We start from the raw sequence: 11,290 nt of genomic DNA, 5'->3' as shown, positions 1-11,290 counted from the left end.
CAGCCCGACCCACCTGGCGAACCCTGGTACCACCCTCGCTGATATCGAGGATTTCTCCCAGCACCATGGGCGCACCAGTGCGATAGAGCTCGATGCGCCGTGGGTCATCGACGGCGGGCATGACGCGGTACAAGCGACGCGCCTGTTTTTGATAAATGACCTCAGGAAACTCGATATACAGCAGATCATCGCGCACTTCGCGTAGCCGCGACTCCCAAACCGTGGGCAACTGCGACGGCCGACTTTGCACCAAGAGGTCGAGCCCGACGGCCGAGGTAGGAAAGCGGGGCGGACAATCCATTGCTACCCAATCTTCTGTAACGGAAAAGTCCACCACCAAACTCATGCGCGGCTCGGCATCGTTGGGTAGCAAAAGATCGCAAATCTGGTGCTCGACCTTGAGCTCCTGTAACAGGCGCGTGCGCCGTAGGTCTGCCGAGATTGCAAAGGGCTCGCGAAAAAACTCCCGGTGGATACCTTGCCACAACGCACCCGCCATCGCCTCCTCCCAGACTACCTAGCCAATTGATGAAGAGCCATACCGTCCAGCCGACGGGCCGATTGAAATGACTGCATTGTAACGAGACAGTGTAGCTGCCACCAAGCACCACGGCTCCCCTTGACTTGGCATAAGAGATGTCTATGATTAGCACTCGTCGGGGGTGAGTGCTAACACTCTCCCTCGTAGTTTCCCAAATTTTGGTCCAATTTCGATGAGGAAAGCTTCTATGAAACTGCGTCCGTTGCACGATCGCGTTGTCATCCGTCGCCTGGAGGAAGAGCAGAAGACCGCCGGGGGCATCATCATTCCCGATACCGCCAAGGAAAAGCCCGTGCGTGGCGAAGTCATTTCCGTGGGTAATGGCAAGGTCATGGAAGACGGCAAGGTGCGGAGCCTCGATGTCAAGGCTGGCGACCATGTGCTCTTTGCCAAATACGCCGGTACGGAAATCAAGGTGGAAGGCGAGGAACTGCTGGTGATGCGGGAAGACGACATCATGGCGGTCATCGAAAAGTAAGTCTCTATTTTTCGGATACTTTCAATCAACGCAATTCTGAAGAGGTGCTTCCATGCCTGCTAAACAAGTAGCTTTTGCTGAACACGCCCGCGAGAAGATGCTGCGCGGCGTCAACGTCCTGGCCGATGCGGTCAAGGTCACCCTCGGCCCCAAGGGTCGCAATGTGGTACTCGACAAGTCTTTCGGCGCCCCCACCATTACCAAGGACGGCGTTTCCGTTGCCAAGGAAATCGAACTGGCCGACAAGTTCGAGAACATGGGCGCGCAGATGGTGAAAGAAGTCGCCTCCCAGGCTTCCGACGAGGCTGGTGACGGCACCACCACTGCCACGGTGCTGGCGCAAGCCATCATCCGTGAGGGCATCAAGGCGGTCATCGCCGGTATGAACCCCATGGACCTCAAGCGCGGCATCGACAAGGCCGTCCACGTCGTGGTCGAGGACCTCAAGAAGCAGTCCAAGCCCTGCAAGACCCAGAAGGAAGTGGCGCAAGTAGGCACCATCTCTGCCAACTCCGACGAGTCCATCGGCAAGATCATTGCCGAGGCCATGGAAAAGGTTGGCAATGAGGGCGTCATCACTGTCGAAGAAGGCTCCGGCTTCGAGAACGAGCTGGACGTGGTCGAGGGCATGCAGTTCGACCGTGGCTACATCTCGCCCTACTTCGTCAACAACCAAGACAAGATGACTGCCGAGCTGGAGAACCCCTACATTCTCCTGCACGACAAGAAGATCTCCAATATTCGCGACATGCTGCCGGTGCTCGAAGGCGTTGCCAAGGGCGGCCGCCCGCTGCTGATCATTGCCGAGGACGTCGAAGGCGAAGCTTTGGCGACCCTGGTGGTCAACAGCATGCGCGGTATCATCAAGGTAGCCGCGGTCAAGGCTCCGGGCTTTGGTGATCGGCGCAAGGCCATGCTCGAAGACATGGCGATCCTTACCGGTGGCCGCGTCATTTCCGAAGAAATTGGCATGAAGCTCGAAGGCGCCAGCCTCAGCGACCTCGGCCAAGCGAAGAAGGTGGTCATCAGCAAGGAAAACACCACCATCATCGACGGCGCTGGTCAGCAGAAAGAGATCAAGGCCCGGGTGGAGCAGATCCGTCGCCAGATGGAAGAAGCTACCTCCGACTACGATCGCGAGAAGCTGCAGGAGCGGGTCGCCAAGCTGGCGGGTGGCGTGGCCGTGATCAAGGTTGGCGCTGGCTCCGAAATCGAAATGAAGGAGAAGAAGGCGCGGGTGGAAGACGCCCTGCATGCCACCCGGGCGGCGGTCGAGGAAGGCATCGTCCCTGGTGGCGGTGTGGCCCTCATCCACTCCCGTCATGTGCTGGAGAAGCTGAAGGTCGACAACCATGACCAGGAGATGGGTGTTGCCATTATCCGCCGTGCCATCGAGGAGCCCCTGCGGCAGATCGTTGCCAACGCCGGTGGCGAAGGCAGCGTCGTCCTCAACAAGGTGCTCGAAGGCAAGGCTGGCCACGGCTTCAATGCTGCGACCGGTGAGTACGGCGACATGTTCGAGATGGGCGTCATCGACCCCACCAAGGTTACCCGTACGGCTCTGCAGAAGGCGGCGAGCGTTGCTGGCCTGATGATCACCACCGAGGCCATGATCACCGAACTGCCCAAGAAGGAAGACAAGGGCGGTGCCGGTGCCGACATGGGCGGTGGTATGGGTGGCATGGGCGACTTCTAAGCTCCCCTTGCTCCGTCAAGCGGGTCGGCCTTCGGGCCGGCCCGTTTTTTTTGCGCCATTTCTCCGGCAGGATCATCACCTGCAATGCAGGGAACAGCTCTGGCAGAGCCCCTCTTTTCATGTTTACTTTTTGTATAGTACAAATAATTGACAAATAGACCGTAGAGAACTATGCTTCAGTGGAAGGCACATTCCGTTGCATGCGTAGTTTTGATCAGAACCAGCTGCTCTTACCGTACGTTACTGATCGGCAATTTGCCGAAAGGAGTTGATATGAGCATTGCGAAAACGATTCGTACCGATACCCATTGGTTAGGGAAAGAACTTTGTCATCCGAAAGTTCTCGGACTACGTGCAACCTACATTCTCCTTTATGCGATTAGTCTAGGTATTTGGCAGAATTCCTGGGTAACCATCACCCTACTATTTTTTTCATTTTACACTCTCGCACATGGTGCCTATTGTTTCTACCGCACGCTTCCTAAGCAGGAAGGCTCACCAGCCCGCTCCCTCGGATTGGTCCGCAGGTCGGCAATCGATTTGGCTGTTGGATCTAGCGTTGCCATTGGTTTAGTCGTACAAGGCAATCAAGATCTGCTGTTACTCCTTAGCGCGTCCTGGCTCGCAGCATCCGTTATCTTTGAATTCCGTTGGTTAGTGCAAAATCATCGCGCTTGGGAAAAATTCTTCTTCCTATCCCTCGCTATATATTTACCACTCGCCTATGTACTACAATTTACCTTTGTTTTGGGTAGAAAGCTGGAGATCGCGGGTCTGGTGTCTGTCAATTTGATGATCTTGGCAGTGGCTGGAGCTGCCGCACTGGCGATTCTCGCGGGGCTGAGCAGCTCAGCCCGCCCGATGCTACGCACGCTGACTTTCTCGGAACACGGATAACACCGCATGGCAGCTCCGCTCGAATATCTGGACGTGCAATGCCCCTATTGCGGCGAGACCTTTGCGGTAGAGGTGGACATCTCGGCGGGGACGCAACAAACCATCGAAGACTGCCGCGTCTGCTGCGCTCCTGCTGAGCTATACATCCGTATAGATGAGGAGGGAAACATTGTTGATGTTCAGGTCTCGGGGGCAAACACATGACCAACACTGATCGCTTTTGGCGAGCCAGATCACCATGCCAGGGTTGAGCTTAGGCCTGCAGGGTGTGGGCAAAAGACAGCCCGACGCTCCAGAGCGCTGGCTTTTTCAGGGTATAGAACTGGAGCTGCGGGGCGGAGATTTCGTTGCCATCCGCGGGGAGAGTGGTCTGGGCAAAAGTACTCTGCTACATATCATCGCCGGCCTCGAGCGCAAAGATGCGGGCACCGTGCAACTCTGCGGCCAGGATGTAGATAGCCTCAACGATGACGCTCGCACCCTGTTACGGCGGCGTCAGATCGGTTTTGTTTTTCAGTCGTTCCACCTGCTGCCGCAGCTCAGCGCGCGCGACAACATCGCCCTGCCCTGGCGCCTCAACGCCCTGCCACGGCAGGAGTTGGGCGGACGCATCCATGCCCTTGCCGAATGCCTGGGGATCGCTAGTCGCCTCGATGCCCTTCCGCGGGAACTCTCCGGCGGGGAGCAACAGCGGGTTGCGGTGGCCCGCGCTCTGATCCACCGGCCGGCCTTGGTCCTCGCCGACGAGCCCACGGGCAGCCTCGACCCCGATCGCGCCGGAGAGGTACTTCGCCTCCTTGGGGAGATGGGTATCGAGGCCGGGGCGGCGGTTTTGATGGTGACCCATTCCAGTAAGGCGGCGGCGATTGCCCAGCGGCAGTTAGAAATGCGACGAGACGGCCTTCATTCCCTATGAAAAATTGGCGCATTCCTTGGCGTGCCGCCGTTTGGCTTCCGCTGCGCGCCCACCCCGGCGCGTCATTGCTCGCCGTCCTGGGCATTGCCCTGGGGGTTGCCCTGGGCCTTGCCATCGCGCTCATCAATGTTCAGGCAGTAGACAATGTTACGGGCGGCTTGCGCCGCTTGGCGGGGCAGGCGGATTTACTACTCTCCCGCCCCGGGGATAGCCTCGCGCAGAACTGGTATCCCCGTTTGGCGCAGGCGCCCGGAGTAGAAGTGGCAGCGCCGGAATTACGCGTGAGTGCATACACCAGCGCGGGAAAACTCCTCCCGGTTTGGGGCATCGATGCCTTCCAAAGTCTCGCCCTGGGCCAACCCCTGGTCCCCACACAGCTACAAAACCCTTACGCGCTTTTCGACCCACAGAATCTCATCTTGGACCAAACGGCGCTGCGCGCGCTGGGTAGCCATGATGGCGCCGAGCTGAGCCTGCGGGTAGCTGGGGTAGAGAGACGTTTTCGCATCATTGGCAGCATTCCCGACCCGGTTCCGGGAGAAGCGCTGGCGATCACCGATATAGCCACGGCGCAATGGTTGTGGGGTGAGGAGGGCAAAATTTCCCAAGTTGCCCTGCGTCTTGCCCCCGGCGTCGACCCTGGGCAATTCATTGCCCACTGGTCGCCCCTGCTACCACCCGGCGCTCTCTTGCGCACGCCAAAAGAGGCGGGCTCGGTGGCTGCCCGCGCCTCCCTCGCCTACCGCGTCAATCTCTTGGTGTTGTCGCTGGTCGCGCTCTTTACTGGTGCCTTTCTCGTCTATACCACCTTAGCCTTCAGTGCGGTACGCCAGCGCCGTAGCCTCGCCATTCTGCGCGTGCTGGGACTACGCGAGCGCGAGATCCTCGTCGCCAGCCAACTGCAAGGTTTAGTCCTTGGCCTGCCGGGCGCCCTACTCGGCGTACCGCTGGGGATCTTTGCGGCGCAACTGGCCTTGGCCCAATTGGGAGGCAACCTCGGTGCAGGATATTTTTCCAACACCGGCTCCTTGCTCGCTGCACGGCCGGGGCTTTGGGCGGGCTTTGCCCTCGCCGGCCTCGCTGCTGCCCTGTTTGGCGCCTTTTGGCCCGCTTGGAGCAGCCGTCATCTAGCCATCGTGCGCATACTTTCCGAGGGTAGCGAGGAAGAGACCATCGGTGGCCACTTTGCCCTGGGTGGGCTACTTCTGCTGCTCGCCGCCGTGGCGACTTTTTTGCCCGCCTGGGGCGGCATTCCCTATGCCGCTTATGTGGGCATTGCCTTGCTGCTCATTGCCAGTTTGTTTCTGCTGCCTGGCCTGCTGTCCTTGTTTGCGCGCCTGCTGCCGCTCCCGCAGGGGCCGTTGGCGGGTTTGGTGGGCGCGCAACTGCGCGGTAATCCGGGGCGGGCCAGTCGCAGTCTTGCCGCCATCGTCGTTGCCTTTAGCTTGGTGGTCGCCATGGCGGTAATGGTGGGCTCCTTTCGCGATTCGGTTGCCAGTTGGCTGCAGGATATCCTCCGCGCCGATATTTACGTGCAAGCCGGCGATAGCGACCGTGCCCTGTTGCCGGAGGGTGCGGGGGAAACCCTCTGCACACTTCCGGGCGTACGCAGCTGCTCGCCCCTGCGGCGTACGGAACTCGCCCTACTCCCGCAGCGCCCGCCGGTAGTCCTCTTGGCGCGCGGTATGGATGCCCAGGATCCCGGCCGTACCCTCGACATCCTCCAGTCTGCAGCGCCCGACCCCGCTGGCCCGCCGCCCATCTGGATCTCCGAAATCCTTGCCGGCCTGAGTCATTGGCGCGTCGGTCAGATCATCGAACTGCCCCTCGGCAAGCAGCCAGAAAAAGTTCGGATTGCTGGAATCTACCGCGACTATGCCTATCAGGAAGGGGCCATTTCCTTACCTCTCGACACCTATCGGCGCTGGACCGGCGATGATCGCCTCAACGGCGTTGCCCTCTGGCTGCAGCCGGGGGTTGCGACGACCACGGTACTCGCCAGCCTGCGCCAGCGCTATCCTGAGAGCACTGGTTGGCAGATTGCGACACCGGGGGAGATCCTTCGCCGCAGTCTGGAAATTTTTGACCAGAGCTTTGCCGCTACCTACGCCCTCGAGGCCGTTGCCATCGTCATCGGACTCCTCGGCATCAGCAATGGCTTTGGGGCGCAAACCCTGCTGCGGCGCCAGGAATTTGCCCTGCTGCGTTGTCTGGGACTGCGTCGACGCGATGTGGTACGCCTGCTCCTCGGTGAGGGCTTGCTGCTCTCTCTCTTTGGTATCGTGCTGGGCACCGGCCTTGGACTTTTGATCAGTTTGATTTTGATCAAGCAGGTGAATCCCCTCTCCTTCCATTGGCAAATGAGCTTTCACTTGCCTTGGGTACAGCTGACCGTATTGGCAGCAGTCCTTCTCTTGGCCAGCCTGCTCACCATGCTCTGGTCGGCGCGTGCGGTAATGGGCAAGCAAACGGTATTGCTGCATGATGAATAGGCGATGCGCTTTGCTCCTGCTCCTTGCCCTTCCGGCGTGTAGCAGTTCGGCGTTGCCGCCCGCTGCCTTACCCCTGCTGCCGACGCCCAAGGTGGAAGTCAGCCCCAGCCAGCCGCTGCGGTTTCCCAATGCCTATGGCAGTCATCCGCAATTTCGCCTCGAGTGGTGGTACATCACCGGCCATTTGCACACCGCGGCGGGGGCGCCTCTGGGCTTTCAGATCACTTTTTTTCGCCTGCGCCCGCCCCAGGTTTGGGAAAACCCCAGCGCCTTCAATCCGCAACAGATTTATTTCGCCCAGGCGGCGGTCAGCGATCCGCGCATTGGGCATTTGCTCACCGCCCAGAAAATCGCCCGCGGCGGTTTCGGGCTCGCTGGAGCCAAAGGCGGGCGCACGGATGTCTGGATTGGACGATGGCAGCTGCAGCAAGTGGGCGACGGCTACCGGGCGCAGGTCAACGCTGGTGACCTCGCCTACCACCTGCGCCTGCAGGCCACCCAGCCGCCGTTGCTCGAAGGCCCGCAAGGCGTGAGTCAGAAGGGTCCCAATCCGAAAAATGCCAGCTACTATTACAGCATCCCGCAGTTAGCGGTGCGCGGTACCGTGCGCATACAGGGCAAAGAGGAAAGCGTGCAAGGCAGCGCTTGGCTCGATCATGAGTGGTCGCAGGCCTACCTGCCCCGGCAAGCCGTGGGTTGGGACTGGATGGGCATCAACCTGAGCGGCGGCGGCGCCCTGATGCTCTTTCAGATGCGCAAGGCCGACGGCAAAGCCCTCTACCTCTCCGGTACCTGGCGCCATCGCGACGGGCAGGTACAGTATCTGCACGGCACGGAGATCCAGTTGCAGCCCCTGCGCTACTGGCAGTCGCCGCAAACCGGTAACCGCTATCCCATCGTTTGGCGGGTACGCATCCCGGGACGCAGCTTTACCCTGCAACCCCTCATGCCCAATCAGGAATTCGTTGCTACGCGCAGCACCGGCAGCGTCTACTGGGAGGGCGCCGTGGAAGCCGAGGCCAACGGCAAAAACATTGGCAGTGGCTATTTGGAACTTACTGGCTACGGTGGTCGTCTGCAGATGGGGGTGCGCACCGGGCCTTGAACCAGCCAACCCAACAAAGATGCACTTTTTCTTCCCCTGGACTACTATTTTCGCATGCCCATGGAATCTCTTCTCGATCGTTTTTTCACCCGCTTTGCCAAGCGCAGCATCATCCTGCATAGGGGTTTTCCCGACGGCTACTTTACCGAGCTGCTCAAAGAGCCGGGCGGTGCCGGGCATTTTCGTGTCGATCTGCGCATTCCCGCAAGCCAGCCGCCATCGCCCATGGACTGGGTAGTGCATCGGCACATCCTGCCCTTGCAGCTGCCGGTCCCTTTGCTGGTCAAGGTAGACGAAGACTGCTTATACCTTCGGCATTTGCTGCACGGCGACAAGGCCGGCCACCCGAATGAGATTTTGTGGATGATGGATAGCATCCGCGAGCGCTACCATTACCGCCTGCAGCGTCAGGGTCCCAGCTTTTTGGCGGAGCCGGGCATGGCGGTAGAAGACAATCGGATCGACTACGATTTCTACAATGCCCCCTGAACTCGGCGATGGCGAGCTGCTGCGCTACGCCCGCCAAATTCTGCTGCCGGAGGTCGATGTCGCCGGGCAGCAGCGCTTGGCCGCGGCACGTGTGCTGATCATCGGCATGGGGGGGCTGGGCTGCCCCGCCGCTCTCTATCTGGCCGGTGCTGGTATTGGCACTCTGGGCCTCTGCGATGGTGATACCGTCTCCCGGAGTAACCTGCCGCGGCAGATCCTCTACAACGAGGATGATCTCGGCCGGGCCAAGGCCGAGGCGGCAGCCCACCATTTACAGGCGCACAACAGCAGTCTGCAGTATCGCGTGCATAGCCAGCCCGCGGCCGCAGAGCTTTTGACTGCGCTGCTACCGGAATACGACCTCGTTCTCGACTGCAGCGATAATTTTGCTACCCGTCACGCCATCAACCGCGCCTGTTGGCTGGCCGGTAAGCCCTTGGTAAGCGCCGCCGCCATTCGCTGGAGCGGCCAGTTGGCGGTCTTTGATTTTCGGGTGTCGGGACCCTGTTATGCCTGCCTCTATCCCGACCTCGAAAGCGAAGACGAAGATCGCTGCGCCACCCTCGGGGTCATCGGCCCGCTTACCGGCATGCTCGGCAGCCTGCAGGCCCTCGAGGCCATCCGTCTCCTCCTTGGCCAGGTCTCCCCGGTGCAGGGCAAGCTGCTTCTCCTCGACGCCCAAACCCTCGAATTCCGCACGATTCGTTTAGTAAAGGATCCGCAATGCCCGACCTGCTCCCGGCCCTGAAAATTCCGCGCACCCTTGCCCAAGACCTTTTTACCGCCCTCCAGTTTGGGGCCGGGCAAGGCTGGGTGAGTCGCCATGGTGCGGAATACCGGCTGCATCCTGGTACCGATGCCGATTGGCCGGAACTTGCCCGGCAGCTTGCTCGCTTTGGCGAAACCCTCTTCGCTCGCTTTGGAGAAGTCGAGGAACCCCGCGCTACCGGGCTTTGGCGCTTTCGCATGGCCGAAGCAGAAAAAGGCGTGCTGACCCTAGCGGTGGAAGATGCCGACGGCAAGCCGAGGGAACTGGCCATCGATGGCGACTGATTCTTGGGATTTTTCGGTAGCGACCCAGAATGTGCAGGTGGGCATCGGCTCCCGGCGCCAGCATCATTTGCTTGCGCACAGCTGGCGCTATCTTCTGCCCCATCCCCAGAGCCTGCGCAATCTGGAAGCTATCGCCCAGAGCCTGCAGGGCATGGATCTTGTTGGTTTGAATGAGGTCGATGCCGGTTCTTTTCGCAGCCAGTACCTCAATCAGGCCGTCTTTTTGGCGGAGCGTAGCGGCCTACCCTATTGGGCGCAGCAACGTACCCGAGATTGGGGGGACCTTGCCCAGCATAGCAATAGCCTGCTCTCGCGCTGGCCCATTCTCGATATCGAAAGACATCAATTCACCGGAACCCTCAAAGGGCGTGGACTGCTGCGTGCCCTGATCGAAGTGCAGGGACGCCAAGTGCAGGTCATCGTCACCCATCTTGCCCTCGCCAAGCCGGGGCGCCTGCGCCAAATTCGCCAACTCCTGCCCCTCTTGCGCGATGCCCCGGCGAGCATTCTGCTCGGTGATCTCAATTGCGGGCGCGATTCGGCAGAACTGCGCCTCCTGCGCGATCAAAGTGGTTTGCAATCGCCTAGCCAGCAGCCCGCAACCTTTCCCAGCTGGGCGCCCCAGCGCCGCCTCGATCATATCCTCATCAGCCCGGAACTGCTTTTTGTGGAGGTGTGGACCGAGCGCGAACAGCGTTCCGACCACCTTCCCCTTTTCGCTCGTTTGCGTTGGCAAGACCCCAGCGCTTTGGCAATGTCATCATTGCGGGCATAATGCGTAGAACGTGAGCCCTACGAGTACCGCCAGCAACATGAGCAGCGCCAGTCGAGAAGAGCCGAGTGCCCCCAGCTGGCAGCTCAGCGATGGCACCGTCCATCTGCGCGGCAGCTGGACCCTGGCGCAGTTGTCGCGGCGGGTGCGGGCAGTGCAACAAGAGCTGCAGCGCCTCGGTGCGGGCAAGGCCTGGAATCTCGAGCGGATCGACAAACTCGACAATCTCGGTGCCCTGCTTCTCTGGCGCAGCTGGGGACGACAGTTTCCGGCCCACTTGCAACTGCGCGAGCAACACCGTCCCCTGTTCGATCGCCTGCAGCAGGTGCAGCCCCTGCAACCCACGCATAGAAGACTCGGTCTCTTTCCCCTGCTCGATCAGCTCGGCGCCCATATTGCCTCGGTTCTTGGTGATCTCTGGGGGCTATTTCTGCTCTGGGGAAACCTCCTGCAGGATTTTTTTGCTGCCCTCCGGCATCCCAGCCATTTCCCCTATCGGGAAATCTCCGCCACCATCGTCAAGACAGGCCCCGACTCCCTGCCTATTCTTACCCTAATTGGCTTTCTCATCGGTATCGTCATTACCTATCAGTCGGCACCAACCCTCGCCAGCTACGGCGCCAACATCTACATCATCAGTATTGGCGGTATCAGTATTCTGCGCGAGTTTGGGCCAATGATCGGCGCCATCATCATTGCCGGGCGCTCGGGCTCCGCCTTCACCGCGCAAATCGGCGCCATGCGCGTGACGCAAGAGCTCGACGCGCTGCAGACTTTTGGGGTCTCGCCGGTACAGCGCCTCGTTTTACCCAAGGTCATTGCCCTAGCCGTCACCATGCCGCTCCTGGTGA

13 protein-coding genes are annotated in these 11,290 nt (G+C 60.2%); 12 read left to right on the top strand and 1 reads right to left on the bottom strand.

Annotated features, from left to right (window positions below; genetic code table 11):
• On the bottom strand, positions 1-499 hold a 499-nt coding region (locus RTI30_RS09320; RefSeq protein ID WP_312283690.1), incomplete at its 3' end, for a hypothetical protein.
• 229 nt (positions 500-728) lie between these two features.
• On the opposite strand from RTI30_RS09320, the gene groES reads away from it, so the two are divergent.
• The 12 genes from groES to RTI30_RS09260 all read left to right on the top strand — a co-directional run.
• A complete protein-coding gene (groES, locus tag RTI30_RS09315; RefSeq protein ID WP_312261047.1) occupies positions 729-1,019 on the top strand; it encodes a co-chaperone GroES in 291 nt (96 codons plus the stop codon).
• Positions 1,020-1,071: 52 nt separating this feature from the next.
• Entirely contained in the window at positions 1,072-2,715 is a 1,644-nt protein-coding gene (groL, locus tag RTI30_RS09310; protein ID WP_312261045.1) for a chaperonin GroEL, read from the top strand.
• 273 nt (positions 2,716-2,988) lie between these two features.
• The gene (locus RTI30_RS09305) at positions 2,989-3,612 is read left to right on the top strand and encodes a hypothetical protein (protein WP_312261043.1); all 624 of its coding nucleotides are present in this window, start codon (positions 2,989-2,991) and stop codon (positions 3,610-3,612) included.
• A gap of 6 nt (positions 3,613-3,618) precedes the next feature.
• Positions 3,619-3,816, top strand: coding sequence for a CPXCG motif-containing cysteine-rich protein (locus RTI30_RS09300; protein WP_312261041.1), 198 nt, complete (start codon positions 3,619-3,621; stop codon positions 3,814-3,816).
• Positions 3,817-3,850: 34 nt separating this feature from the next.
• Positions 3,851-4,528 carry an ABC transporter ATP-binding protein gene (locus RTI30_RS09295; protein WP_312261039.1) on the top strand — a complete coding sequence of 226 codons (678 nt, stop codon included), beginning with the start codon at positions 3,851-3,853 and terminating at the stop codon, positions 4,526-4,528.
• Complete coding sequence (locus RTI30_RS09290) at positions 4,525-7,020, top strand: FtsX-like permease family protein (RefSeq protein WP_312261038.1); 2,496 nt, start codon at positions 4,525-4,527, stop codon at positions 7,018-7,020. The genes RTI30_RS09295 and RTI30_RS09290 overlap by 4 nt, the downstream gene beginning before the upstream one ends.
• Complete coding sequence (locus RTI30_RS09285; RefSeq protein ID WP_312261036.1) at positions 7,010-8,125, top strand: lipocalin-like domain-containing protein; 1,116 nt, start codon at positions 7,010-7,012, stop codon at positions 8,123-8,125. The genes RTI30_RS09290 and RTI30_RS09285 overlap by 11 nt, the downstream gene beginning before the upstream one ends.
• A gap of 54 nt (positions 8,126-8,179) precedes the next feature.
• Positions 8,180-8,614: a hypothetical protein gene (locus RTI30_RS09280; RefSeq protein WP_312261034.1), complete on the top strand. Its 435-nt coding sequence runs from the start codon at positions 8,180-8,182 to the stop codon at positions 8,612-8,614.
• On the top strand, positions 8,604-9,362 hold the full coding sequence (locus RTI30_RS09275) for a HesA/MoeB/ThiF family protein (protein ID WP_312261033.1): 759 nt from the start codon (positions 8,604-8,606) through the stop codon (positions 9,360-9,362). Before RTI30_RS09280 ends, RTI30_RS09275 begins: the two co-directional genes overlap by 11 nt.
• Positions 9,338-9,667: a hypothetical protein gene (locus RTI30_RS09270; protein WP_312261031.1), complete on the top strand. Its 330-nt coding sequence runs from the start codon at positions 9,338-9,340 to the stop codon at positions 9,665-9,667. The genes RTI30_RS09275 and RTI30_RS09270 overlap by 25 nt, the downstream gene beginning before the upstream one ends.
• Positions 9,657-10,442 carry an endonuclease/exonuclease/phosphatase family protein gene (locus RTI30_RS09265; protein WP_312261030.1) on the top strand — a complete coding sequence of 262 codons (786 nt, stop codon included), beginning with the start codon at positions 9,657-9,659 and terminating at the stop codon, positions 10,440-10,442. The genes RTI30_RS09270 and RTI30_RS09265 overlap by 11 nt, the downstream gene beginning before the upstream one ends.
• A 10-nt stretch (positions 10,443-10,452) precedes the next feature.
• Positions 10,453-11,290: ABC transporter permease (locus RTI30_RS09260; protein WP_312283689.1), on the top strand; the 838-nt coding region annotated here is incomplete at its 3' end.

It is taken from the genome of Candidatus Igneacidithiobacillus taiwanensis (assembly GCF_031962545.1).
In the GTDB taxonomy this organism is placed as follows: Bacteria; Pseudomonadota; Gammaproteobacteria; order Acidithiobacillales; family Acidithiobacillaceae; genus Igneacidithiobacillus; species Igneacidithiobacillus taiwanensis.
This window is presented reverse-complemented; position numbering and strand designations above follow the sequence as displayed.

What these genes read in the sequence shown, in the direction of transcription:
- groL (WP_312261045.1), top strand. Translation starts at nt 1,072, where the DNA reads ATGCCTGCTAAACAAGTAGCTTTTGCTGAACACGCCCGCGAGAAGATG.
- RTI30_RS09295 (WP_312261039.1), top strand. Translation starts at nt 3,851, where the DNA reads ATGCCAGGGTTGAGCTTAGGCCTGCAGGGTGTGGGCAAAAGACAGCCC.
- RTI30_RS09305 (WP_312261043.1), top strand. Translation starts at nt 2,989, where the DNA reads ATGAGCATTGCGAAAACGATTCGTACCGATACCCATTGGTTAGGGAAA.
- RTI30_RS09300 (WP_312261041.1), top strand. Translation starts at nt 3,619, where the DNA reads ATGGCAGCTCCGCTCGAATATCTGGACGTGCAATGCCCCTATTGCGGC.
- RTI30_RS09275 (WP_312261033.1), top strand. Translation starts at nt 8,604, where the DNA reads ATGCCCCCTGAACTCGGCGATGGCGAGCTGCTGCGCTACGCCCGCCAA.
- RTI30_RS09285 (WP_312261036.1), top strand. Translation starts at nt 7,010, where the DNA reads ATGATGAATAGGCGATGCGCTTTGCTCCTGCTCCTTGCCCTTCCGGCG.
- RTI30_RS09280 (WP_312261034.1), top strand. Translation starts at nt 8,180, where the DNA reads ATGCCCATGGAATCTCTTCTCGATCGTTTTTTCACCCGCTTTGCCAAG.
- RTI30_RS09265 (WP_312261030.1), top strand. Translation starts at nt 9,657, where the DNA reads ATGGCGACTGATTCTTGGGATTTTTCGGTAGCGACCCAGAATGTGCAG.
- RTI30_RS09290 (WP_312261038.1), top strand. Translation starts at nt 4,525, where the DNA reads ATGAAAAATTGGCGCATTCCTTGGCGTGCCGCCGTTTGGCTTCCGCTG.
- groES (WP_312261047.1), top strand. Translation starts at nt 729, where the DNA reads ATGAAACTGCGTCCGTTGCACGATCGCGTTGTCATCCGTCGCCTGGAG.
- RTI30_RS09270 (WP_312261031.1), top strand. Translation starts at nt 9,338, where the DNA reads ATGCCCGACCTGCTCCCGGCCCTGAAAATTCCGCGCACCCTTGCCCAA.